Origin of the sequence: Corynebacterium durum, from assembly GCF_030408675.1 — a bacterium.
In the GTDB taxonomy this organism is placed as follows: Bacteria; Actinomycetota; Actinomycetes; order Mycobacteriales; family Mycobacteriaceae; genus Corynebacterium; species Corynebacterium durum.
Map to the genome: position 1 here is coordinate 2444805 of NZ_CP047200.1, position 23316 is coordinate 2468120.

Consider the following 23316-nt stretch of genomic DNA (forward strand, 5'->3'; position numbering starts at 1 on the left):
AACGCGCTGATGGCACTAAAAATGATAAGCACCACCAGATGTTTGCCGATAATAAATCCCAGCAAGATGACACACAGGACAGCGAACCATGCTGCACATATTGACAAAATAGCAATTTTGCGTTGGCTCATTTCCTACTCCTTTCCTGCCAAAATGTGAATACACCGCCGAGTATGCCATTAACCGTCAAAAGCTGCAAGCAGGAAAAGCAAATCTTGACTTAGCTTTCCCACACCCTACAGAAAATTAACCCATTAAAATTCCACCTACATGAACGAATTTCACCAACAATAAATTTAATTCTATCTGATCTTAGAACGAGAAATTTTCATTAGCATTACAAGTAAAAACACCCCCTTAAGATCAAGTTCACAATAAAAAGACTGTGTCCAGACCCCATCCCCCAGCGTCAATGGGGTGAACCTTGTGCCATAGGTATGACGTTGTCGCCATAGTGAAACCATCACCAACACAAAACGACCCATACACGCTAGACCACATGCGACCAAGCTGATGACACAACCTATAAGCAAGCTATAGAAAATTGAAAGCAAAACAAGCTATATACACTCAAATATAGAGGCGTTTTCTTCCAGAATCAAGGACACATTTTCCTTACGCCCAGCCTAGAAGACCCGCGAAAAACCCCGCCCAAAACCCGCTTAAACTACTGCACAGAGTCCCGCTGGATGAATCTTATAGACGATGTCAGAGAAGTGCTCTACTTCGCTCTTGGTGGAGAAAATTGGCGCTAAGACAGCACTAATTCTATGTCGCGTTTACCATTGTAGCTGGAATTGGGCTTTGCATTTCTTTCAGCCTGGTTACAAATACTGCGCCAGCGCTGTACCCAAGTCTCGCGCTGGCGCAGCTGTCGTAATTGCAGAAATCAACAATAAAATCGGCAATACACTGGGAACTGCGCTCCTCGAACCTTTACCTACAGTTGTATCCCAATACAGCTATTCTGCAAATGAAACAGGCGTTGCTAAAGTTATAAACAAGTACGACACTTCCTACTCACACCGTATTAAATATCCGCACTCGCTATAATATTTTAAGTCACACGACTCTCTGCAAGATCAACATCGTTATAAAGAAGATAGTGATTCATACTGATTGCAGAGTTCACACCAGCAGACATGGCGTTAGGTATCTGATCTGGAGAACTCACGCAGTTTCCACCTGCCCATAATCCCTCCTCACTAGTCTTTCCATCAATTTCAGTTTTCACCCATGAATTTTCAATGAGACATCCAGCTTCCCTCAATAGAAAATCATTTGGAGAAAATACTGGTCCCACAAAAACGGAGCCATACTGCCTACTTTTTGTTTCTATACACTGGAGGCTAACAGAACCCTTCTCTATATCGTCAGCAGATTCCATGCCAATCACAAGATCATCCACAACACAGACTCCCCAAGAGATCAGCCTAGCCCGTTCTTCTTTTGATAGATACATTCCATTAACAATTAGGTCAATTTCATCTGACCATAACTTAAGAAGGAAAGCCTGATGCAAAGAAAAATTTCTATTGGCGCCACCAATAACAGCAATCCTTTTCCCATTAAGCTCAAACCCGTGACAATAAGGGCAATGAAATACTGTTTTTCCCCAAAGTTTTTCCAAACCTGCAATATCTGGCAATTTATCGGATAATCCCGTAGCAACAAGACAACTTCTAGCCTTTATATGAGCTTCATTCGACAAAGTTGCAAGCCAATCACCATCAGCCCCTTTTGATAACTGGCTAACTAATTCATGCAGGAGTAGACCGCCAAAACTTAAATATTCCTCGGTCCCCTTCGCTAATATTTCAGCAGGTGGAACATTATCCATTCCCAGAATTCCATGAGCATGTTTACTGACAACATTTCTAGGATTTTGCGAATCCACTATAACAACTTTTCTATTGGCACGCGCCAGGGTAATCCCTGCACTCAATCCACAATATCCGCCACCAATAATAAGTGCATCATATCTCATATACATCACCTAACCGCATTAGAGCCTATGAATAAGACTTTTTCATCATATGAGTAGCCCTCGCTCATAAAGCTTAGATTGTTCTCCGTATTTCACGATGCGCCACACCGCAATAGGTCGAAGATTGAACGGCGACAAGCTAGCATACCTGGCACAACACCCTTACCTTGTCCTACATTTGGACCTATGAGCGACCCCGCCGACAACGATACCGTTCGCACAGACACCAACAACACCACAACCAACCCCGATCCCGCACACCACACAGTAGACATTGAGGACGAGACTCATTATTTTGCCTGGCCGAAAGACAAAGTGCTGCTTGACGCACTCCTTGACGCCGGGGTGGATGCTCCGTATTCCTGCCATATGGGCGAGTGTGGTGCCTGCCAGTGCACGGTCGAGGGCGGGGAGACGCACATGCTGGCTAACCAGGTGCTCAGCACCTACGACATTGAGGATGATCAGCGCCTAGCCTGCCAAACTATCCGCGACGAGGAGGGGCCGTACAAGATTTCGTACTGGTTCTAGCCAGCCCCACCCACCACCTACACAGCCTTCAACGCAACCCTAAACGTCGATCCTTCCCCTTCCACACTTTCCACACTGATCGACCCGCCATGTGCCTCAACCAGCGTTTTTGTAATAGCCAGCCCCAGCCCCGATCCACCGGATTCGCGGGAGCGGGATTCGTCGGCGCGGTAGAAGCGCTCGAAGATGTGGCTCGTCACCTCAGGTGACATGCCCACGCCATTATCCGAGATAGCCACCACAATAGTGTCGCCGTCTTTGCGGATGTTCACGTCCACGGCAGCGTCTGGCCCACCATGCTTCAACCCGTTGACCACGATGTTGCTGAGCACCCGGTGGAGTTGCGAGGCGTCGCCAATCACCATGGGTGGTTCGGTGGTGTCGTTGTGGATGCCTATACTGCGCCCTGGGTGTGCCGCCTGCACAGAGCTGACCACATTAACGGCCAGCTCAAACATGTCCACGGGTTGTTTTTCCATGCGGGAGCCCTCGGCACGTGTGAGCGCCAGTAGGTCTTCCACCAGGAGTGTCATGCGCGCGGCTTCGCCTTCGATGCGGTCTACGACCATGCCGAAGTCTTGGGTAGCACCTGAGCGATAAAGTTCCGTGTAGCCTTTCACAGAAGTGAGCGGGGTGCGGAGTTCGTGGGAGGCATCGCCAACGAAGCGGCGCATTTGTTCTTCTTTTTGCTGCGCCGTCATCAGGGAGTCTTGCAGCTGGGTGAGCATGATGTTCAGCGCCGCAGCAAGCTGCCCCACTTCGGTGCTCATGGGCCATTGCGGGACCCTTCGATCGAGGTCACCGGCGGCGATGTCCCGCGCTGTGTGCTCGACTTCTTTGAGAGGCCGGAGCGCGCGGCGCACGGCCCACATGGCTACCAGGCCAAGGATGCCCAGCACGATAAACCCGATGAATACCTGCACAATGGTGAGTCGCCGCAGGAGGGAGTCTTCCCTCTCCAGGCTTTGCGCCACGATGGTTTGTTCTTGGCCTTGGGTGAAACCGAGGACGCGCCAACGCACGTGGTCACCGTTGCCAATGGAGGAGACGGTGGTGGGGCGGTCGTCGAAACGCACGGAGCTGACGTCGGGGGCGTCGGTACCGTCGTTGACTTCCAGGATTGTGCCGTCGGAGAAGCGTTTGAGCACGTAGAAGTCGCTGGGCGGGCCTTGTTGAGTTGCCCCCGGCCGCTGGAATTCGCCGCGGTCCAGCCAGCTTTTCGACGCCTGCTGCAACTTACTGTCCACATTTGAGTAGGCGAAGTCACGCATAATGCCGTTGACGGCGAACGCACTGGCACTGAGCCCCAGCGCGGACACAAGCACCACGATCAACACCAGCCAGGTCTGCAACGGCAGTGCTTTGAGTTTTGTCATGGCGGTTTAGGTTTTTGGGGTGGTGCGTGGGGTGCGCAGCACGTAACCGACGCCGCGTACCGTGTGGATGAGCTGCGGGTCGGAGGTGTCTATTTTTCTGCGCAGGTAGGAAATGTAGGATTCGACGACGTTGCCGTCTCCTCCAAAATCGTAGTGCCACACGTTGTCCAGGATTTTTGCCTTGCTCAGCACCACCTCGGCGTTAAGCATGAGGTAGCGCAGGAGGTTAAATTCGGTTGGCGAGAGTTCCACGATCTCACCAGCTTTAGTTACCTCGTGGGTGTCATCGTTGAGAGTAATGTCCGCGTAGCTCAACGTGGAATCTTCGTCCGCCGTCTCTGTGTGTAACTGGCCGCGGCGCAGGATCACGCGCAGACGGGTAATCACTTCCTCCAACGAAAACGGCTTGGTCACGTAGTCGTCCGCGCCGATGGTCAGGCCGTGGATGCGGTTTTCCACCGCATCTTTGGCGGTGAGGTAGAGCACTGGGCCGTCGAGACCGTCGGCGCGTAGGCGAGGCAGGAGTTCAAAACCATCCATGCCAGGCATCATCACGTCCAGGATGAACGCATCGGGGCGGAAGTCGCGAGCGACGCGCAACGCCTCCATGCCCGATTTCGCAGTGGCAACCTCGAACCCCTGGAACTTCAAGCTCACACTCAGAAGTTCCACAATGTTGGGTTCGTCATCCACCACGAGGACACGGGTGGGTGGTTGATTACTGGACGTGCTTTGGATGCTCATATCGTCCATTGAATCATTGTTTGTATCACTGGTTGCTGCAGCCACAGGTGTCATTCCTTACCTGCCGCCGCAGCAACAATCATGTTCTGCGCGGTTGCCGACGCCGGGGACGGCTCAACAACCTGCAAAAACAAACCGCTTACTGCAACTGAAGCCGCAACCACACTGGCAACAAAACCATTCATGGCGGCACCAACCTTCCTCAACTAGGCATCTCACTGTCTGTTAGGTGACAGTGTGCGCCACCCCTCTGGAGAGCGGCTGCCCGGTTCCTGGAAGGTTGCTGTGAATGGTAGGAGCGGCTATATGCACCCTCTAGCCCCACTCGACCGACTGAAGGTCAATACCCGCCGCAGCGGCCTCGGCCTCCACGAGTGTCAGCAAGTACTCGGGGTTGGTGTACATGTCGCGGTACCTTTCGTCGGCAACATACAGCCTGGCCAGCAACACCTGCTTGGACAGGGTGCAATCGTAGTAGCGCTCGACTTGGGCGCGGTGGCGTGCCACGAGTTCCTTCGCGGCGTCGGAACCCGGCGCGACACCCGCAGCCTTAGCGGCGGCGACATCTCGGTTGAATGCCTCCATTTCCGCTACGACCTTGACCCAGTCCTCGCGGGTCATCTGGGCGGTGCGTTCCTGGGCTTGTGCCCACTCGGGTGTATCGCCCCAGCGTGCCTCGGCCTCTTCCTCGTAGTCGTGCCACTTTTTGCCGAACAATTCGACTTTCTCATCCATGGTGAGATTTCCTTCCATGATCGTGTCCACTGCACGAACCATCTCGTGCAGGTGATCGATCTGTTCAAGGAGCAGCCGTTTCTGATTTCTCAGATGCTCCCTGACCGTACCTGGCTTGTCGAGCATCTCCTCGATGTCTTTCAGCGGAACACCCGCCTCGCGGTACACGAGGATCTGCATGGCGCGCTCAATGTCAGCTTCGGTATACAGGCGGTAGTCGGACCAGGTGCGAAAGCTCGGCACGAGAAGTCCGATGTTGTCCCAGTGCCGAAGCGTCCTGGTTGTCACACCCAGGTAGTCGGCCATCTGCCCAACAGTGAGTTCGGTGTTGTCGATCACGGGATTAAGTTTCTTCCTTTACGTTGGGTCAAGCTCAAGGGGCTGTGCAGAAATACGTCAAAAAAATTAAGGCCACACCCAACAACAGGCTGTGACCTTGAAAAATAGAGCTGGAGACGAGACTTGAACTCGCAACCTACGGTTTACAAGACCGTTGCGCTACCGATTGCGCCACTCCAGCACGTGACCACTTTTGCGGGCACGGTTGATTATGGTACCTGATTGCAGGAACTTAGCAAATGTGGGGCTTCATGTGTGCGAGTGGTGCGCTGGGGAGGGATGCTGGGTATGTTGTAATCCTTGGTACCGTTTTGTCGCCCTACGGCGTGAGGATTGAAGCGCGTGAGCACAGTTGTTGATCGGGTCAGGGCGTTGTTTAGCCGCAGGGGACGTATTGCGACTATCGACGCCGCGAAAGCCGCTCCCCCACCCTCCCCACTGGCCCCCGTCGACCTGACCGACCCCGCGCAAGTGTCGGGCGTGATGGACATTGCCGCACGCATCGGCGACATTCTTCTCTCCTCCGGCACCGGCAACAACGACGTAAAGGCACAGATCCATGCGGTGGCCTCGGCCTATGGCCTGCACTACAGCCACGTGGACATCACCCTGAACACCATCACCATTTTCACGCATATTGGTACCGCCCAGAAAATCCCGGTAAGCATTTTCCGCGTGGTCCGCAGGCTGAGCGTGGACTTTTCCAAACTCTCCGAAGTGGACCGTCTTATCCGATCCATTCAAGCGGGTGCCACCCCACCGGACGTGGCGGAAAAGATCCTCGACGAACTCTCCTCCGCCCCACCGCGCTACGGGCGGCGCATGTCGCTGTTCGGCTGGGCACTCATGGCCGCTGCGGTGGCCGTGATGTTGGGTGGCGGCCTGTTGGTGGCTGCTACCTCGTTCATTTCTGCGGTGGTCATCGTGGGTGGTGCGAACTGGTTGGATGAGCAACGCCTGCCCATGTTTTTCCAAAACGTCTACGGCGGGATTGTTGCCACCGTTCCAGCCGCACTGACCTACCGTTTGGCCTTGGAATCTGGATTGAATCTCGCGCCGGGACAGGTCGTGGCGTCGGGAATCGTGGTGATGTTGGCTGGTTTGACCCTTGTGCAGGCGTTTCAGGATGGCATCACGGGTGCGCCGGTAACAGCAAGTGCGCGGTTTTTTGAAACGATGATGCTGACCGGCGGGATTGTGGCCGGTGTGGGTATTGGCATCCAAACCTCAGCGGCTCTGGGCGTGACACTGCCGGAGCTGGAAACCGTCGTTTCACCGAACTTGGCATCGACCACGTTGAAAGTGACGGCAGGTGCCGTCGCGGCCGCTGGGTTCGCCATTGCGTGTTATTCCGAGTGGTCATCTGTGCTGGTCTCTGGCATGACAGCCGGCATGGGATCGTTTGTGCAGTATTTTATCCTGGTGCCGCTGGGCGTGGGTCCGGTGATTTCCATTGGTATTTTGGCCACCATCATCGGTTTGACTGGTGGCTTGCTGGCCCGCCGCTTCCTCATTCCGCCGCTGATTACCGCCGTGGCGGGGATTACTCCGCTACTGCCTGGTTTGAGCATTTACCGGGGAATGTATGCCCTGTTGCATGAACAGATGGTGGTAGGGCTATCCAACATGGCCTTGGCGCTGGGTATTGCATCTGGGCTGGCCGCAGGCGTGGTGCTGGGCGAATGGTTCGCCCGGAGGCTACGCCGCCCGCCTGGATTCAACCACTACCGTGAGTTGTGGAAGCTGCGGCGTTTCTCCTTCCAGGATCATGCCCGCGATCAATCTTCCTAACACGGACGCTCAACGGGTCTTCCAAGCGGTCTGACGCAGCGGTGCCCCTGGTTCTAGTGCTACGATGGTGTGTCTACACGTGTGCTCTTTTTACATCATCAGGAGGATCCTTGCCCCCCAAGGTGACCGATACCCGCACGAACAATGCGGAATCATTACATGCAGTTGAGGCGGAAACTGCAGAGGCCGCGCGACGGATTGTTGCCACTTACTCTGCTGATTTCTTTGATTGCGCCACGCTGGTCAGCATGCTCGGCGTGGAGCCTGAGGGCTTGAACTACCGCAAGATTGCCGCCGAATACGCCGAGACCAACGCCCCGAAGAAGGCGACCAAGCGTACGCGGAAAACCACCAAAAAGGCTGCTAAGAAAGCCACCAAGGCCGCAAAGAAAACGACCAAAAAGGCTACCAAGAAGGCCACAAAGAAAACGACCAAAAAAGCCTAGGCATGTGAGATTGGGTTTCTGATCGTGAGTGGGGAAAATCAGTTTGTTGTTGTAGCGAACCGTCTTCCGGTGGACTTAACCACGCATCCGGACGGCACGGAGGAATGGACGCCAAGCCCGGGCGGCTTGGTTGCCGCGTTGACACCTGTGTTGGCTAAACAGCGTGGCTGCTGGGTGGGCTGGCCCGGAGTGGCAGATGCCGCCCCAGAGCCATTTCACACAGATGATGGTGTGCTGCTGCATCCAGTGAAGCTCACCTCCGTGGATTATGAGGAGTTTTACGAGGGGTTTTCCAACGCCACGTTGTGGCCGCTCTACCACGATTTGATCGTGCCGCCGGAGTATCACCGGGACTGGTGGGAATCCTACCGTGAGGTAAATTTGAAATTCGCCCAGGAAGTTGCGGAAGTCGCCGCTGAAGGGGCGACGGTGTGGGTTCAGGATTACCAGCTGCAGCTTGTCCCCGGTATTTTGCGCCAGACCCGCCCGGATCTTCGCATCGGATTTTTCCTGCATATTCCGTTCCCCTCTCCCGACTTGTTCCGCCAGCTTCCGTGGCGCGAGGAGATTGTGCGGGGTCTGCTCGGGGCGGATGTGATTGGGTTCCACCTGAAGATCAACGCCGATAATTTCTTGACGCTTGCCCGGCAGGTGGCAGGCGATACTGGTTCGCACATTGGGCAGCCGGATCAGCTGGCCGTGGAGGGCGAGGCATCGATGAATTCCATCACGGCAACCATCTCGGTGCCGGATGGCCGCGAAGTGGGGGTGGCGGCATTTCCCATTTCCATTGACACTGCATCGGTGATCGCGCAGGCAAACAACGCGGACCCGGCGAGTATTCGGCACAGCTTGGCGGATACAGAAACCATCATTTTGGGCGTGGATCGCCTGGACTACACCAAGGGTATTTTGCAGCGCTTACTGGCGTTTGAGGAACTGTTGGAATCCGGTGCGCTGGACCCCAATGATGTGGTACTGGTGCAGGTAGCCACGCCGTCTCGTGAGCGCATTGAGCATTACCGCACCGCTCGGCACGCCGTGGAACAGGCTGTGGGGCGCATCAATGGCCGGTTCGGGTCTATTGGTCGGCCCGTGGTGCATTATGTGCACCGTTCCATCAGCAAAGACCAGCTCATGGGGATCTACGCCGCAGCTGATGTCATGCTGATTACCGCGTTCAAAGATGGCATGAACCTGGTGGCCAAGGAGTATGTTGCCTGCCATGGTGACGGGTCGGGCGCGTTGGTGCTCAGCGAGTTCGCCGGCGCGGCTGTGGAGTTAAACCAGGCGTTCCTGTGCAACCCACATGACATCGAATCCATTAAAAAGCAACTGCTGGCAGCGGTCACGGAGCTGCGGAGCGCACCGGAGGAAACACGGGAGCGCATGGAAGCCATGCACCAGCAAGTGGTGGAGCATGATGTGGAGGCATGGGCGAAGAGCTTTTTGACCTGCTTGGAGCGCCACGCATGAGCCGACGCATAAAGACCATTGCAGCCGCAGCCGTTGCGCTGGGCATCGGCACGTTGATAACAGCATGCGGCAGCAATGACGACACCCCAGTGGTGCAGTCCACCTGGCAGATCACCAACGTGTATGTGGATGAGCAACACCCCAGCGTGCTACCTGATTCCATCGCAGGCAAGGCCACCATGGTGTTTGGTGAATCCACCATTGCCGGTAATAGCGGCTGTGCACCGTTCCAAACACGGGTGCATTTCACCAAGGACGGCCAGGAAACTTCATCAGCTGAGGCAACTCAGGTGAATTTTTATCGCAAGAAAATCGACGATCCTGCAGGCTGCACCGGAGCGGACTTGTACTACCATGACAGCCTGACAAACATGCTGGATGGAACATTTGACGTGCAGCGGAAAGCAGCAAACGAGCTGCTCTTGGTCAAGCAGACGGATGCGTTTAACCGTCCAGCTATCCGGTTGACCTCTATCAGCAACCGCTCCTAAGCGTCTACATTGGATGCTATGACTACCTTGGACGATCTGGCTACCACCCCAACCTTGCTGGTGGTCTCCGATTTTGACGGCACGCTGGCGGGGTTCAATGTGGATCCCATGAATGTTCCGGTGAACACGACGTCCATTGCGGCATTAGAGAAGCTGTCTACAATGCCGAACACCAAGGCGGCGATTCTTTCCGGCAGGCACTTGGAGGGTCTGCGCACAGTCGCCCAGGTTTCCGAATCAGTGATTTTGGCAGGAAGCCACGGCGCGGAAACCAATGAGCACATCACCCCGTTGACGGAGGAACAGCAGGAAGCCATGGCACAGCTCTCTGTTGAGCTGCATAAACTCACGGAAAAGTACCCAAAGCTATGGATTGAAACCAAGCCGCTGCACATGGTGGTACACACCCGCCCGCTGGAAGACACAAACTTGGAGGCTGCCGCCGCGGAGGAGGCGCGGGCGCTGTGCCCCGCCATCATGCACATCACAGAAGGCAAGCATGTGGTGGAGTTTTCCGCCATTGATATGACAAAGGGCAGCTGGATTACCTCCGCTCGCGACAATTACGGCGCTACTGCGGTGCTGTTCATTGGCGATGACCAGACGGATGAGAACGGTTTCCATGCGCTCGGCGACAGCGACATGGGCATTAAGGTCGGCGACGGCGACACTGCCGCTACCGTACGCGTCAATTCACTTGACGACGTCGCGGACGTCCTCACCACGCTCGCGACTGCGCGCGCACACCACTTAGGGGTTTAAGCACGTGGCGGGGCAACTGTCCCGCCTTCATGGAAGCTGGTGTCCAGGATGGTGCGGGGCGCGGGGCTGGGTGGGACGGCGTCGGCAAGGTAGTCGTCGATAAGCGAAAAGAGCATGCGACCCGCCGCAGCCCCTTTGGCCTTGTTGGGTTGCAGCACGGTGGTGAGATTGCGGTCCAGTGCGGTGCGGATGCCGTCAAAACCGGTGACGGAAAGGTCGTCCGGCACGCTCAGCCCTACCGACTCAGCGTAGGCGAGCACACCCAACGCCATGGAGTCGGTGGTGCACAGCACGGCGGTGAGCTCAGGGTGCGATTCCAGCAGTTCACGAGCGGCGGCGACGTTATTGGCGGGGTCGTTGATGTGCCGTTCAACGATGGGCACGGAGGTGGGGTCAATGCCAGCAGACTGCAAAACTGACAGTGCACCCTGCACGCGGGCGCGTTGAACGTGCAGGTCAGCGACGTCGAGACGGTCCGGGGTGACCGCGCCGTCATTCGGGCGGCGGAACAGGCGGATCGACAAGATGCCAATGTTGCGGTGACCAGCATCGATCAGGGACTGCGCGGCGGGTGCGATGGCCGCATAGTCATCAATACCCACAAACGGGAGGGAATGCTCGTCAGCGGGTTGGTCGCAAATCACCATCGGGAGGCGGCGGTTTTTCGCGGCCAGCAGATACGGGTCGTCGGCGGCCACCGAATACACCACAAAACCATCAACCACGCACTGATTCACCAGCTGCGCGGCAGCGACCTGATCCACGCTTGTGTCAGGTCCAACGGGCACAAGCGTCAGGGAATTGTTCGACCCGTAGGACGCCTCAGCCATGCCTGCGAGAAAATCCACGGATGCCAAATCCTCGAAGGCATACGACAAGTGCTCGGTCAGCAGTACCCCAAACGATCCCGTGCGGCGGGTCCGCAACGACCGGGCGGTCGGGTCAGGGCCGGGGTAGCCTAAGCGCTCAGCTGTTGCCAAAATACGTTCCCGTAGCGCGGCAGATAACTGTTCCGGGCGATTATATGCGTTAGAAACTGTGGTGCGTGAAACACCTAACTCTGCAGCCAAAGATGCCAGGGTGCCGCGACTTTGTGTACGTTTTGCCATGATTCTAAAAACTATCACTTTGTCACACCTTTCGGGGGTGACACACATAATTTTGGCAACAGAACTATGTCACACATGGGTTTTCCAGAAGTTTCAACATAGCGCTACCGTGAATTTATGTCTGATAGCATAAATGCGAATGGCGGAACACCCCAATTGTGGGGCGGTCCGCCTGCAAGGTACCTGGCCTGATCGTCGTCTAACTGGCGCGTCGCTGCCGGGCAAATTCACTTAACACTACACCCGCAGCCACGGACGCATTCAGTGATTCCACCCAATCTGATGTGGGAATAGAGATCTTAGAATCGCAGGTCTCAGATACCAGTCTGGACAGCCCTTTGCCCTCACTACCCACCACAATCACGGTTGGTTCGGTGCCGTCATAATCATCCAATGTCTTATCGCCGTCAGCGTCCAAGCCCACCACCTGGAAACCTGCTTGCTGGAATTGCTTTAATGTACGTACCAAATTGGTTGCCTTAGCCACTGGAAGTCTGGCAGCAGTCCCGGCTGACGTGCGCCAGGCCACCGCCGTCACCGATGCCGAACGACGCTCTGGAATGATCACGCCCTGCCCGCCAAACGCAGCCACCGAACGAATCACCGCGCCCAGGTTACGGGGATCGGTGATGTTATCCAGGCACACCACCAGACCCTGGCCAGAGGCCGCAGCCTCGTCGATAATGTCTTCCACGTGGGCGTAATCGTAGGAGGGCACCTGCAAACCAATGCCCTGGTGCATGCTGCTTCCGGTCATACGGTCCAGTTCAAGGCGAGACACCTCAATGATGGAGATGCCGCGAGAATTGGCCAGCCGCACGGCCTCAGCGAGGCGGTCATCATTATTCGTGCCCTCCGCGACATACAATGCCGTGGCGGGGACATTGGTGCGGAGGCATTCCACCACAGGATTGCGCCCCACCACCAGTTCTGTGGTGCGTTCCCGCACGTGACGGCCGGAATCCCGGCGTTGCTTATCAAGCTTGCGCTTATGCGCAGCGTGATAGACCCGATCCTCCGCCTTCGGGGTGGGACCTTTGCCCCGCAGCCCACGTCGACGCTGGCCACCGGAGCCCTTCGTCGCGCCTTTCTTGTTCGTCTTGCGCACCGCGCCGCGACGCCTTGAATTACCAGCCATGTATGTTTACCTCACACCTTTTACTATCTTTATCAGCGACCATCTCGTAGCGACCATTTTGCACCGTCAGCAGTGTCCACAATGTCAATCCCAGCCGCGTTCAACTGATCCCGTACCTGGTCCGCAGTAGCCCAATCCTTGTCAGCGCGGGCGAGTTCGCGGCGTCGTAACGCATCAGCAATGAGCACATCCAGGGCGGCGAGCGCGGCATCATTGGATTGGTCTCGGTCGCGCCACTGCGGAGCATACGGGTCCACACCCAGGATCGCAGTCATGGCTCGGACCTGCCCAGCAATGGCCGTCGCTTCTGCGGTGTCGCCTTTATCCAGGGCGGAATTACCAGCACGAACCGCGTTGTGTACTTCGGCAAGCGCTGCGGGGACACCGAGGTCATCATCCATCGCGGCCGTGAACGCGTCCGTCACCTCACCCTTTTCTATCTCACCAGCGTTCAGCTCAACCACACGATGCAGGAAGGACTCAATGCGGCGATAGCCAGCGGCGGCTTCCTGCAGCGATGCCTCAGAGTATTCCAACATTGAGCGGTAGTGGGCGCTGCCCAGGTAGTAGCGCAGCTCCACGGGGCGGACCTTGGTCAGCACGTTCGGAATGCTCAGAACATTGCCCAGCGACTTGGACATCTTCTCACCGGACATGGTGACCCAGCCGTTGTGCATCCAGTAGCGCGCAAAAGGGTCACCCGCAGCGTGGGCCTGTGCAATTTCGTTTTCGTGGTGCGGGAACTGCAGGTCCAGGCCGCCGCAGTGAATATCAAACTCCGCGCCCAGGTACTTTGTGGCCATAGCAGTGCACTCAATGTGCCAGCCGGGGCGACCATCGCCCCACGGTGTCGGCCAGCTTGGTTCTTCAGGCTTTGCTGCTTTCCACATGGTGAAGTCGCGAGGGTCGCGTTTACCGGTGCCAGCGGATTCACCTTGGTCAAGCTCGTCGAGTTTCTGGCCGGAAAGGTGCCCGTAGTCCGGCAGGGAGGTTGGCTGCATGTACACGTTGCCGTCAGCCGCATAACCGTGACCATTGTCAATAATGCGGCGCATGTACTCCACCATCTCCGTGATGTGCCCTGTGGCGCGCGGCTCAATTGATGGGGGGCGCACGCCGAGCTGGTCGTACGCCCATTGGAAAGCCCGCTCGTGGGTGGCCGCCCATTCCCACCAGGGCCGTCCGTTGTCTGCGGCTTTGGTAAGAATCTTGTCGTCAATGTTGGTGACGTTGCGCACAAACGCGACATCAAGCTCGTGGGCTTCAAGCCAGTTACGGAGGATATCGAATGCAACGCCGCTGCGAATATGCCCAATATGCGGCACCGTCTGTACCGTCGCACCACACAAGTACACCGAGGCGTGCCCGGCGCGGACGGGCTCAAAGTCACGGAGTGTTCGGGTCGCAGTGTCGTAAATTCGAAGAGTCACACGAATCAGTGTAACTGAGGGGGCCGGCACCTCCACTGCCGCCTACTTCACCACCGCCGCGATACCTGCAGGTGGCAGCTAGGCAACCATGACCTGCTAGGAGCTAAAGGCACTGGTCATGCGATCAAAAATCTGGTCTAGCGGCGCAAACATGGTACCAACTTTATTCAGCACGTCAGAACCCGGGAAGCTGGACAGTACGCTGCGTTTCGCCTCGTCAAGTTCCTTCATGTCCGACGCCAGCAAGGTCTCCAGATTAGTAGTCAGCGTGGCCAGACGTTCCTTGTCTTCTTTCTTGTCTGCGCGGGCGGACAGTTGCTTCACTTGCGTGAGAAGATTGTTTTCCTTCTCCACAAACCATGCGAGATAGTCAACGTTTTCCTGGCCATGGCGAGCTTTATTGTCGCGAGTGGTGAGATCTTTGTAATTAGCCTCCAGAATGCTAACTTCTGTGTCGACGCTGTGCTGGGAGGCGATGACCTCAGCGGTGGGTTCCGCTGGTTGTGCGGGGTCAGCGGACGCCACGGCGGCCCCACCCGCCAAGATGGATACTGTGAGAGCGGCGGATGTGGCGACGTTGACAGCGACGGTGACGGCATGATTTCTCATAACAAATTAATATACCTTAAATTATTTCCATAGCACAGCGGTGGCGATTGCGGCGCGCCCTTCTCCCCGTCCAGTAAAGCCAAGACCATCGGTTGTTGTGGCCGATACCGACACGGGAGCGCCGATGAGTTCCCCCATTATGCCTTCCGCTTCCGCCCGGCGCGGCCCCATTTTCGGCGTGTTGCCTACGAGCTGCACGGCAACATTGCCAATAGTAAAGCCGTGGGAGTCGAGCAGTTCCCGGCATTCCGTGAGCAGCTGCGTGCCAGATACGTTGTCGTATTCGGGGCGTCCGACACCAACAAAAGACCCTAGATCCCCCAGCCCTGAGGCACTGAGCAGGGCATCTACCACGGCATGCGCGACAACATCGCCGTCGGAGTGCCCTTCGCAGCCGTCGGCGGCGTCGAAAAGCAGGCATGCGATCCAGCAGGGTTTGCCGGGTTCGATGCGGTGGGCGTCGGTGGCGATACCCACGCGCGGAATAATATTAGTCACTTGGCACCTCAAAAATAGTGGGTTCAACGTCGTCGGTGATGTGTTGCGCCATGACCATATCCATCGGTGTGGTGACCTTAAATGCCATGGGATCACCAGGCACGCACAGCACGCGCTGGCCGTACCATTCCATGAGGCTGGCATCGTCGGTGGGCGTGAAACTGGGGTGCGACTGGGCAAAAAACTCCTGGTTGGCGGCACGCAGCGTTCGTAGGTCAAAACCCTGCGGAGTTTGCACAGCCCTCAAAGTATCCCGTGGCGGCGTATCGACGACCGCCCCTTCCGCCACTCGCTTGATCGTGTCTGCCACCGGTAGGACAGGGATCACGGCCGCGTTTCCCGCGAGAACACTCTGCGCCACACGCGCAATCAGCCCGGGCGGGGTGAGGGCACGGGCGCTGTCATGGATGAGCACAATGCCATCGTCTTCTTCAATGGCCTGCAGACCAGCCCACACACTGTCAGCGCGTTCCCCACCGCCATGGACAAGCCGAATACCCACCCCCAACTCGAACACGCCCCGTTTAGCAAACAGCTCGAGGGCATAGTCCTCCATGTCAGGGCTAACCAGCACAATGATCTGGTCCACTACATCGGAGGTCACCATGCCACGAATGCTGCGCTCCACAAGACTCACGCCGCGCAGCGAAACAAACGCTTTAGGTATTGGCGCTCCCAATCGGGAACCTTTCCCGGCTGCGGCCAGCAGCGCGGTGACACGGCGGGCGGGCATTGTTAGCCGCTAGTCTTCATCGTCGAAGTTGAGGTCGTCAAGGTCCACGTCCATGTCCTCCACAACCTTCTTCTCCGGCTCATCCTCCACGCCCAGTGCGCGGTGGCGCTCAATGGTTTCCGCAAACTGTTTTTCCAAGTCGTCGGCTTTCGCCTCATCCACGTTTTCTGCCAGCGCCAGCTCCCCCACCAGCACCTGGCGCGCTTTGGCCAACATGCGCTTCTCGCCAGCAGACAAACCGCGGTCTTGTTCGCGACGCCATAGGTCACGCACAACCTCCGCAACCTTGTTCACGTCACCAGAGGCGAGGCGTTCCTGGTTGGCCTTATAGCGGCGTGACCAGTTGCCAGCTTCTTCCACATCAGTCTCACGCAGTACGGAGAAGACTTTCAACAGGCCCTCTTCTCCCACCACGTCGCGCACACCAACAAGTTCAGCGTTCATTGCGGGCACACGGACGGTCAGATCCGACTGGTGAATCTGCAGCACCAAGTAGTCGACGACTTCGCCGCGCATTTCCCGCTGCTCAATGGCCTCAACCACGGCCGCGCCGTGGTGCGGGTACACGACGGTGTCTCCGACTTTAAAATCCATGCCCACTCCTTGTTAAAAGCCGTAAATATCGACATCATAACACGATCCAGGCAGGTCTCATGCATGGTCTATGCGGTGCGCGCAGACAGTCCTTGGATAGTCTGCGGCTAGTCTCAGTATGCAAGATTCACCCCTTCGACTGCCCCCGCAGACCCCTATTATCTGCAGAAAAAATGTGTGAACATGCCTTGGGGTGACTAAAGTAGGTTAGTGACAACTGACTTTACCCACCAGCCTCAAACGGAGGACATAAAAGTGATGACCCTCAAGTCGGCCGCTCGCCGTGGTGTCGCCCTTGGCTTAGCTGGTTGCGCCGCACTGGCCCTCAGCGCATGTGGCGCTGGGCAGATCTCCCAAACCGCCAATCAAGTAGCAGCAGTCGATGGTGCCAGCGCCCACAGCGACGACAACACAATCGCCGTCCGTGACGTCACTGTGGTGGTGAATGATGACTCTACTGCAGCGTTAAAATTCACGGCGGTCAACCAGGACACCAGCGAGAGCACCCATACGTTGGAATCCGTCACTGTTGGCGGTGAGCAGGTCACCCTGTCAGAGAAGCCAAAGCTGGAACGCGAATGCACTGTCGTTGCTGATTCCAAGAAGTACATTGACAACCTCACCAAGCCGGAAACCGGGTGCATCACACATATTTCCACCTCCCTGGAAAACAACGGTTTGGCACTGGGCGGCACCAAGGACGTGGTGTTCAACTTTGATAATGGCGAAGTGACTGTCTCCGCCACCATTGCAGGCAACCTGCACAAGTCGGGCCAGGTCGAACGCACCACTGGCTCCGAATCCGGCGATGCCCACTCGGGCCACAGCCACTAGCACAGGATTTTTCGCACCTCCTGGCAACCCCCGGCTTTGAGCTGGGGGTTTTCGCGTGCATGACCCCTGTTCATAAGTCCATAGTATGGGGTCAATGATTCAGCTTTCCGACGCCCACATCAGCGTGGGTAATAGCATTGTCACTAAAGTTGGCGGCCACCAGATGTAACACACATGTTCGACCCTTGTGTCGGACGTGTCTACCGTGGTGTCTACACTGCGCAACATGGCAAAAACGGCAGTGAAAAAACCACGCACCCAGTACCAATGCACTGATTGTGGCTACACATGTGCAAAGTGGTTGGGTCGCTGCCCTGAGTGCGGTTCATGGGGGACGTTGGAAGAAAAACGCGTTGCGGCAACCAGCAAGAACGGCGGTGGAGGCGCTGCCGTAGCCGCATTCACTGGGGCACTCCCCACGGGTCTAACACCTACCGCCCCGGCATTGCCAATTGTGCGTATTGACCCAGCGAGTTCCACCACTACATCCACTGGTATCGGAGAACTTAACCGGGTACTAGGCAGCGGCCTCGTACCGGGTTCCGTGGTGTTGCTTGCTGGGGAACCCGGCGTGGGTAAATCCACATTGTTGCTGGAGGTGGCGGCGAAGTGGGCGACGCAACCTGCGGAAGGAGAGGCGTCGACACGCGACACACGCACCGCCTTGTACGTCACCGCCGAAGAATCAGTGGGGCAGGTACGTATGCGTGCGCAACGCACCGGCGCGCTGAAGGATACGCTGTTTCTCGCAGCGGAATCTGACCTTGACGTGGTGTTTGGACACGTGGAGCAGCTGAAACCCTCGCTGCTCATCGTGGACTCGGTGCAAACCATGCACGCGCCCGGCGTAGAGGGCGTGGCCGGTGGGGTGGCGCAGTCCCGTGCCGTCACCGCCGCACTGACCGCGCTGGCCAAGAACACGGGCATTCCGATTCTGCTGGTCGGACATGTGACAAAAGATGGCAACGTCGCTGGCCCCAGGGTGTTGGAGCACCTTGTGGACGTGGTGCTGAATTTTGAAGGCGATCGACATTCCTCTCTGCGCATGCTGCGTGGCATCAAAAACCGTTTTGGCGCGACGGACGAGGTGGGGTGTTTTGAACAAGTCTCGGACGGGATCAAAGAAGTGGAAGACCCCTCTGGGCTGTTCCTCTCCCACCGCGACGACTCCCCCGATGGCACAGCTGTAACTGTCGCTATGGATGGGGTACGCCCAATTCTCGCGGAGGTGCAAAGCCTGCTAGTGACTACACCGTCGAAAAATCCGCGCCGCGCGGTGACAGGGCTCGATGCCACCCGGGTTCCCATGGTTCTTGCAGTGTTGGCTGCGCGCGCGGGCCGAAGCTCCGCCGACAAGGAGGTCTACATCGCCACTGTGGGCGGCATGCGCGTGCACGAACCCGCAGCCGATCTAGCCATTGCGCTTGCTACTGCGTCTGCCATGGCTCACAAGGCGCTTCCCGCGAAAATGGTGGTGCTCGGCGAGGTGGGCCTGGCTGGGGAAATCCGGCGGATACCCAACACCGTCCGACGCCTGCAGGAAGCACAGCGCCTTGGCTTTACCACCGCAATCATCCCCAATGGCGAAAAAGTCACTGTACCCGGGATAACAGTCAACTACGTGCGGGACATAACAGATGCTATTTCAACTGCGTTTAGCGCCTAGGGCATGAGTTACCCACGTAAATATCAAGAAGCTAGGCGTTCCCATGCAGGTTGAACGTGATGGGGTCAGAGTGGTTGGTACCCACCAAGGTGTACAGGTAGTAACCGCCATCAGGCACGTTTTCACGCTTGTTGCAGGAGTTCGGCGCAGAGCTTGTGCGTGACCAAATCACCTCGTAGTAGCGCTGCTCACCGGCGGGGAACACGCGGGAATCCTGCTCGTCGGTGGGCGTGCAATCCATATCCGACCAGATGCGCTTGTTGGTGGCCAGGTCGTACACCTCGAAGCGCAGGGGATTCTCAGCCAGGTCAATCTCGCAATCCACATTGGTGGGGTTATCCACCGTCATGTAGAAACGCGGCTGCTGGCCTGCGTCGAAGCTATCCTGATCGGATCTGGCACTGATCACCAGGTCCTTCAACTCGCAGGTATTTTTCGTGCCGCGTTCTGCACTGGTGGTGGGTTCTGTGGACCGCGCGTCCGAGGGCGCCGCCAAGGAATGCGAGGCGCTGCTGGATGCGCTGGAATCACTGTCCGTACTGCTTGCAGACGCGCTGCTGGTGGATGAGGGGGCGGCGGTGGACGAAGCGGTCGTGGCCACAGCGCTGGGATCCTCGGCGCTGGTCTTATTGCCTCCCCCAACAACCGACATCAGCCAAATGAGCAGGCCTGCGACAACCACGAGTATCACAACGGCTGCGATACGGCGGCGGATGTAAATAATCTCGGGGTGTCGTTTGTTCTGTGGCGTACTCACGCTTTTACCTTATTAGGTACGCGGCGCGTGATGCTTTAGCGTATCGGCGTGTCTGATGTGACTGGTGGTGCTACTCTCCTACCCCAATAGTGACCACTGGTTCGGCGAGTCCATCGGACAGACGGTAGCGCACTCCCACAATTCCGCATGTTCCACGGGAAACCTTGGACTTGACTTCTGGGGAACGGCTCAGCACTTGGTTCACCGTTTCGGCAACATGATGCGCCTCAAATTCTGCGGTGGTGGTGTAGCCGGCTGCGCGAGCCTGCAGAATGGACGGGCTGACTTTTTCAATAAGCACGCGCTGAAAACCATCGGGAATTTCATGCCCGTCTATTGCGGCTTGGGTGGCTGCGACAGCGCCGCAGGATTCATGCCCCATCACGACGATGAGGGGAACATTCAACGATTCCACAGCGTATTCCAGGCTGCCGAGCACCGCGAGATCAATGATTTCGCCGGCCGTGCGGATCACAAAAGCATCGCCGAGCCCCTGGTCAAAGATCAGTTCGACGGGCACACGCGAGTCTGAGCAGGCGAGCACGGCCACAATGGGATTCTGGCCGTAGCGCATTTGCATGCGGCGCTCCACGTCCTGGTTGGGGCGCTTTTCCCGGAACGTCATGAACCGGTGGTTGCCCTCCACAAGGGCGTTCCATGCCTGCTTGGGAGTGATGATGTTGTCAGTGCTAGAGGTGGTCATGGATTCATTGTGCATCTTCGATACGGCGCGTGCGACCTTTTTGGCTACACTGAGTACCTTGATGGCCTCTAAATTTTCCCCCGATAAACACCTCATCACCTGGTTTGCCGCCAACAAGCGGGACATCGTGTGGCGTACCCCCGACACCTCGGCGTGGGGAATCCTCCTGAGCGAGGTAATGAGCCAACAAACCCCGGTCAAGCGTGTGGAACCAATCTGGCAGGAGTGGATGCGCCGCTGGCCTACTCCCACTGATTTCGCCCAGGCCAGCGCCGATGACGTGCTGCGTGCGTGGGGCAAGCTGGGATACCCGCGGCGCGCTTTACGACTGTTGGAGTGCGCGCGGGTGGTCGTCGATAAGCATGGTGGCGACGTTCCGTCGGATGTGGACGAGTTGCTGGCGCTGCCGGGGATTGGGGATTACACAGCACGGGCAGTGGCTGCATTCGCCTATGGGCAGCGGGTTCCGGTCGTGGATACGAATGTTCGGCGGGTGTATTCACGCTGGAAGCTGGGGCGGTTCCTGCCCGGCGCGGCGTCGAAAAGGGATTTGGCGCAGGTGGAGGCGCTGCTTCCACAAGAGCCCCAACAGGCGGCGGATATGTCGGTGGCGCTGATGGAGTTGGGGGCGCTGGTCTGCACCGCCACCTCACCCGATTGCGATGCCTGCCCACTGATCAAAAATTGCGCATGGCAGTCGGCGGGTTGTCCAGAACCGTCTACTGAGGAACTGGCGCGGGCGAAGAAGCGTGTGCAAAAGTTCACAGGTACGGATCGGCAAGTACGGGGGCTGATCATGGATGTGCTGCGTGGTGCCACAGCCCCAGTTCCGCAGTCGCGTATCGACGCCGCGTGGCCCGACGCCCCGCAACGCTCCCGGGCGCTGCATTCCCTACTGACCGACGGTCTGGCCGAGCAAACGCCTGATGGTTTGTTCCAGCTCCCGGGCGCATTTAGTCCGCTGTGTGTTTCTGAAAGTCGATAGGCTTCCCGAACGCCCAATCCCTGTCCGTAAGGATGCGTGCAGTGACAAGACCAGCGGAAATCCACACGATGATCAGCCCGGCGGTAGCTGCGTTGGAGAGCGCCTGATCAATATCGCCTGAGTTGAGGAAATGCACGGCACGGTACATGGCCGTGCCGGGAATCATGATCACTGATGCAGGTACCGTCATGGTGATACGCGGCAGGGTTGTCTGCGCCGTAATCACCGCCCCCAGCAGCCCGACCACCACACCGCCGGTATAGGCGGCGTACTGGGGTTGCACGCCCACATCGATCATCACCAGCCGAACCATGTTGGCCACCACGCCTATCGACGCCGCGAACAGCACCATGCGCCGTGATGAGTTAAACAGCAATGCAAAACCACCAACACCGACGAAACTGGCAACAGCGGCGAGCAGATACCAGCGAGCAGTGGGGGTCGGGGCGTCGATAGACAACGGCGATAGCCCCGTCATCGCCGATACCAACGCTACGGACATGGTGGCGGCGGTAATCACCGCCATGGCGTAACACAAGCGGGTCAAACCTGCGGTGATGTCGAAACGGCTGAGGTCCAGCATGGAGGAAAACAGCGGAAAGCCGGGAATGAGGTACAGCACCGCCGCGATGTATCCGGCGGCGAAGGCACGGGCATCATCAGGGAGGTGCGTCAGCGGCAATGCCCAGTTCAGGAGGTAAAACACCAGGCAGGAGGTTGCCGCAGCTACGGCCACCACGCCCAGCTGGTTGAGGTGCCGCGACGCGAGAATCATACGCACCAGTTGTCCGCATGCCGCAGCCACCGCCACGGCTGCGGCCCCCTCGGCTGGAAAGTAGTTGAGCAGTGCGAACGCCGCACAGGCCGCACCCGCTGCGACCATCAACACAGGCCGCGACCAGCGGTGTGTCACCGAATGGACAATATCGTCCAAGCACATGGTCAACGCGTTTGCGCTCATGCGATTGGGCAGGTGATGTGTGAGATGTTCCAGGGCCTCTATGCGGGAGGCATCCACCGCCGGGGCGGGTTGCGTAGCCACCACCGTTCGAAAAGACACGCCCCGGTGGAACGTGCACACAACACTGGTGATGGAAATTTCCGCATCTAGGCGATCAAACCCCATGGCCCGGGCCGCACGTTTCATGGCGCGGATAACACGATAACCGCCGGTTCCAGCGGCAACCATCAGCAAACCTAGACGCAGCACGGCATCAGCTTCCACCCCCATCGCTTGCTGACCGGCGGTGCTGTCGTCGCTATTGCTCTCTTGGGCCATATGTCACTCCTCGCACATTTATGCTGGAGTGATTGTACGTCCATGGACGTACAACGATACTGTGATATGCGTCAGCGCCAGCGACCGCGGAATGTCAGGCCGCCGGGAAGCTTCAACCACAGACCACCGCGACTATTGAACGTCACTGGCCCCACCTTCGTGGATGCGGACACACCAGAACCCGACACGTTCAGCCAACTATTCTTGCCCATCTTCTGACGTTTACGGAAGGTGATTCCCACTCCGCATCAACTCCTTTACGATCCTTCACGCTTGTTGCGCCTCCCACTATATATGTGACAT

At 57.3% G+C, this 23316-nt stretch carries 25 protein-coding genes and 1 tRNA gene; 9 read left to right on the top strand and 17 right to left on the bottom strand.

Translation table 11 applies throughout. From position 1 onward, the window contains the following. Window positions 1–1057 precede the first annotated feature (1057 nt). Window positions 1058–1987, bottom strand: a complete 930-nt coding sequence (locus CDUR_RS11390) for an NAD(P)/FAD-dependent oxidoreductase (protein ID WP_179418297.1) — start codon at window positions 1985–1987, stop codon at window positions 1058–1060. A gap of 186 nt (window positions 1988–2173) precedes the next feature. On the opposite strand from CDUR_RS11390, the gene CDUR_RS11395 reads away from it, so the two are divergent. Beyond that, window positions 2174–2518 (top strand): 2Fe-2S iron-sulfur cluster-binding protein, encoded by a 345-nt coding sequence (locus tag CDUR_RS11395; RefSeq protein ID WP_179418298.1) that lies wholly within the window; start codon window positions 2174–2176, stop codon window positions 2516–2518. Window positions 2519–2535: 17 nt separating this feature from the next. Here CDUR_RS11395 and CDUR_RS11400 read toward each other — a convergent pair whose 3' ends face one another. From CDUR_RS11400 to CDUR_RS11420, 5 genes are all read right to left on the bottom strand, one after another. Further along, window positions 2536–3894, bottom strand: a complete 1359-nt coding sequence (locus CDUR_RS11400; protein WP_179418299.1) for a sensor histidine kinase — start codon at window positions 3892–3894, stop codon at window positions 2536–2538. A 6-nt stretch (window positions 3895–3900) separates the two neighbouring features. Continuing rightward, on the bottom strand, window positions 3901–4647 hold the full coding sequence (locus tag CDUR_RS11405; protein ID WP_006062417.1) for a response regulator transcription factor: 747 nt from the start codon (window positions 4645–4647) through the stop codon (window positions 3901–3903). Window positions 4648–4688: 41 nt separating this feature from the next. Next, entirely contained in the window at window positions 4689–4823 is a 135-nt protein-coding gene (locus CDUR_RS11410; RefSeq protein ID WP_267903396.1) for a hypothetical protein, read from the bottom strand. 130 nt (window positions 4824–4953) lie between these two features. Next, window positions 4954–5712, bottom strand: a complete 759-nt coding sequence (locus CDUR_RS11415) for a MerR family transcriptional regulator (RefSeq protein ID WP_290207677.1) — start codon at window positions 5710–5712, stop codon at window positions 4954–4956. 108 nt (window positions 5713–5820) lie between these two features. Beyond that, window positions 5821–5893: transfer RNA gene (locus tag CDUR_RS11420), tRNA-Thr, on the bottom strand. A gap of 161 nt (window positions 5894–6054) precedes the next feature. On the opposite strand from CDUR_RS11420, the gene thrE reads away from it, so the two are divergent. From thrE to otsB, 5 genes are all read left to right on the top strand, one after another. Then, a complete protein-coding gene (thrE, locus tag CDUR_RS11425; RefSeq protein WP_290207695.1) occupies window positions 6055–7503 on the top strand; it encodes a threonine/serine exporter ThrE in 1449 nt (482 codons plus the stop codon). A gap of 110 nt (window positions 7504–7613) precedes the next feature. Further along, the gene (locus CDUR_RS11430; RefSeq protein WP_179418301.1) at window positions 7614–7949 is read left to right on the top strand and encodes a hypothetical protein; all 336 of its coding nucleotides are present in this window, start codon (window positions 7614–7616) and stop codon (window positions 7947–7949) included. Between the two features lie 24 nt (window positions 7950–7973). Then, on the top strand, window positions 7974–9425 hold the full coding sequence (locus tag CDUR_RS11435; protein WP_006062412.1) for an alpha,alpha-trehalose-phosphate synthase (UDP-forming): 1452 nt from the start codon (window positions 7974–7976) through the stop codon (window positions 9423–9425). Continuing rightward, entirely contained in the window at window positions 9422–9916 is a 495-nt protein-coding gene (locus CDUR_RS11440) for a hypothetical protein (RefSeq protein ID WP_179418302.1), read from the top strand. Before CDUR_RS11435 ends, CDUR_RS11440 begins: the two co-directional genes overlap by 4 nt. Window positions 9917–9934: 18 nt before the next feature. Beyond that, entirely contained in the window at window positions 9935–10678 is a 744-nt protein-coding gene (gene otsB, locus CDUR_RS11445; protein WP_179418303.1) for a trehalose-phosphatase, read from the top strand. Here otsB and CDUR_RS11450 read toward each other — a convergent pair. From CDUR_RS11450 to CDUR_RS11480, 7 genes are all read right to left on the bottom strand, one after another. Next, window positions 10675–11787, bottom strand: a complete 1113-nt coding sequence (locus tag CDUR_RS11450; RefSeq protein WP_179418304.1) for a LacI family DNA-binding transcriptional regulator — start codon at window positions 11785–11787, stop codon at window positions 10675–10677. The genes otsB and CDUR_RS11450 overlap by 4 nt on opposite strands. A 199-nt stretch (window positions 11788–11986) precedes the next feature. Next, entirely contained in the window at window positions 11987–12925 is a 939-nt protein-coding gene (gene rlmB / locus CDUR_RS11455; protein WP_179418305.1) for a 23S rRNA (guanosine(2251)-2'-O)-methyltransferase RlmB, read from the bottom strand. A gap of 32 nt (window positions 12926–12957) precedes the next feature. Continuing rightward, window positions 12958–14355: a cysteine--tRNA ligase gene (gene cysS, locus CDUR_RS11460; protein WP_179418306.1), complete on the bottom strand. Its 1398-nt coding sequence runs from the start codon at window positions 14353–14355 to the stop codon at window positions 12958–12960. A 96-nt stretch (window positions 14356–14451) separates the two neighbouring features. Beyond that, window positions 14452–14964, bottom strand: a complete 513-nt coding sequence (locus CDUR_RS11465) for a hypothetical protein (protein WP_179418307.1) — start codon at window positions 14962–14964, stop codon at window positions 14452–14454. Window positions 14965–14985: 21 nt separating this feature from the next. After that, the gene (ispF, locus tag CDUR_RS11470; protein ID WP_006062404.1) at window positions 14986–15462 is read right to left on the bottom strand and encodes a 2-C-methyl-D-erythritol 2,4-cyclodiphosphate synthase; all 477 of its coding nucleotides are present in this window, start codon (window positions 15460–15462) and stop codon (window positions 14986–14988) included. Next, entirely contained in the window at window positions 15455–16195 is a 741-nt protein-coding gene (gene ispD / locus CDUR_RS11475; protein ID WP_179418308.1) for a 2-C-methyl-D-erythritol 4-phosphate cytidylyltransferase, read from the bottom strand. The genes ispF and ispD overlap by 8 nt, the downstream gene beginning before the upstream one ends. Before the next feature lie 9 nt (window positions 16196–16204). Then, the gene (locus tag CDUR_RS11480) at window positions 16205–16789 is read right to left on the bottom strand and encodes a CarD family transcriptional regulator (RefSeq protein WP_006062402.1); all 585 of its coding nucleotides are present in this window, start codon (window positions 16787–16789) and stop codon (window positions 16205–16207) included. Between the two features lie 258 nt (window positions 16790–17047). Here CDUR_RS11480 and CDUR_RS11485 point away from each other — a divergent pair, with 258 nt between their 5' ends. Beyond that, window positions 17048–17623, top strand: coding sequence for a hypothetical protein (locus CDUR_RS11485; protein ID WP_179419132.1), 576 nt, complete (start codon window positions 17048–17050; stop codon window positions 17621–17623). Window positions 17624–17849: 226 nt separating this feature from the next. Then, window positions 17850–19289, top strand: a complete 1440-nt coding sequence (gene radA / locus CDUR_RS11490; protein WP_179418309.1) for a DNA repair protein RadA — start codon at window positions 17850–17852, stop codon at window positions 19287–19289. 31 nt (window positions 19290–19320) lie between these two features. On the opposite strand, the gene CDUR_RS11495 is transcribed toward radA, so the two are convergent. After that, the gene (locus tag CDUR_RS11495; protein ID WP_179418310.1) at window positions 19321–20046 is read right to left on the bottom strand and encodes a hypothetical protein; all 726 of its coding nucleotides are present in this window, start codon (window positions 20044–20046) and stop codon (window positions 19321–19323) included. A 70-nt stretch (window positions 20047–20116) separates the two neighbouring features. Beyond that, on the bottom strand, window positions 20117–20749 hold the full coding sequence (locus CDUR_RS11500; protein WP_179418311.1) for a carbonic anhydrase: 633 nt from the start codon (window positions 20747–20749) through the stop codon (window positions 20117–20119). A gap of 61 nt (window positions 20750–20810) precedes the next feature. Between CDUR_RS11500 and CDUR_RS11505 the strand changes: the two genes are divergently transcribed. Beyond that, on the top strand, window positions 20811–21734 hold the full coding sequence (locus tag CDUR_RS11505) for an HhH-GPD family protein (RefSeq protein WP_179419133.1): 924 nt from the start codon (window positions 20811–20813) through the stop codon (window positions 21732–21734). Here CDUR_RS11505 and CDUR_RS11510 read toward each other — a convergent pair. Both CDUR_RS11510 and CDUR_RS11515 read right to left on the bottom strand, forming a co-directional pair. Continuing rightward, window positions 21703–23013 carry a threonine/serine exporter family protein gene (locus CDUR_RS11510; RefSeq protein WP_233452949.1) on the bottom strand — a complete coding sequence of 437 codons (1311 nt, stop codon included), beginning with the start codon at window positions 23011–23013 and terminating at the stop codon, window positions 21703–21705. The genes CDUR_RS11505 and CDUR_RS11510 overlap by 32 nt on opposite strands. Before the next feature lie 71 nt (window positions 23014–23084). Beyond that, on the bottom strand, window positions 23085–23255 hold the full coding sequence (locus CDUR_RS11515) for a DUF4236 domain-containing protein (protein ID WP_006062394.1): 171 nt from the start codon (window positions 23253–23255) through the stop codon (window positions 23085–23087). Between the last annotated feature and the right edge of the window lie 61 nt (window positions 23256–23316).

What these genes read in the sequence shown, in the direction of transcription:
- CDUR_RS11450 (WP_179418304.1), bottom strand. Translation starts at nt 11,787, where the DNA reads ATGGCAAAACGTACACAAAGTCGCGGCACCCTGGCATCTTTGGCTGCA.
- CDUR_RS11480 (WP_006062402.1), bottom strand. Translation starts at nt 16,789, where the DNA reads ATGGATTTTAAAGTCGGAGACACCGTCGTGTACCCGCACCACGGCGCG.
- CDUR_RS11390 (WP_179418297.1), bottom strand. Translation starts at nt 1,987, where the DNA reads ATGAGATATGATGCACTTATTATTGGTGGCGGATATTGTGGATTGAGT.
- CDUR_RS11440 (WP_179418302.1), top strand. Translation starts at nt 9,422, where the DNA reads ATGAGCCGACGCATAAAGACCATTGCAGCCGCAGCCGTTGCGCTGGGC.
- rlmB (WP_179418305.1), bottom strand. Translation starts at nt 12,925, where the DNA reads ATGGCTGGTAATTCAAGGCGTCGCGGCGCGGTGCGCAAGACGAACAAG.
- CDUR_RS11500 (WP_179418311.1), bottom strand. Translation starts at nt 20,749, where the DNA reads ATGACCACCTCTAGCACTGACAACATCATCACTCCCAAGCAGGCATGG.
- CDUR_RS11465 (WP_179418307.1), bottom strand. Translation starts at nt 14,964, where the DNA reads ATGAGAAATCATGCCGTCACCGTCGCTGTCAACGTCGCCACATCCGCC.
- radA (WP_179418309.1), top strand. Translation starts at nt 17,850, where the DNA reads ATGGCAAAAACGGCAGTGAAAAAACCACGCACCCAGTACCAATGCACT.
- CDUR_RS11405 (WP_006062417.1), bottom strand. Translation starts at nt 4,647, where the DNA reads ATGGACGATATGAGCATCCAAAGCACGTCCAGTAATCAACCACCCACC.
- CDUR_RS11400 (WP_179418299.1), bottom strand. Translation starts at nt 3,894, where the DNA reads ATGACAAAACTCAAAGCACTGCCGTTGCAGACCTGGCTGGTGTTGATC.
- CDUR_RS11410 (WP_267903396.1), bottom strand. Translation starts at nt 4,823, where the DNA reads ATGAATGGTTTTGTTGCCAGTGTGGTTGCGGCTTCAGTTGCAGTAAGC.
- CDUR_RS11510 (WP_233452949.1), bottom strand. Translation starts at nt 23,013, where the DNA reads ATGGCCCAAGAGAGCAATAGCGACGACAGCACCGCCGGTCAGCAAGCG.
- CDUR_RS11485 (WP_179419132.1), top strand. Translation starts at nt 17,048, where the DNA reads ATGACCCTCAAGTCGGCCGCTCGCCGTGGTGTCGCCCTTGGCTTAGCT.
- CDUR_RS11505 (WP_179419133.1), top strand. Translation starts at nt 20,811, where the DNA reads ATGGCCTCTAAATTTTCCCCCGATAAACACCTCATCACCTGGTTTGCC.
- ispD (WP_179418308.1), bottom strand. Translation starts at nt 16,195, where the DNA reads ATGCCCGCCCGCCGTGTCACCGCGCTGCTGGCCGCAGCCGGGAAAGGT.
- otsB (WP_179418303.1), top strand. Translation starts at nt 9,935, where the DNA reads ATGACTACCTTGGACGATCTGGCTACCACCCCAACCTTGCTGGTGGTC.
- CDUR_RS11395 (WP_179418298.1), top strand. Translation starts at nt 2,174, where the DNA reads ATGAGCGACCCCGCCGACAACGATACCGTTCGCACAGACACCAACAAC.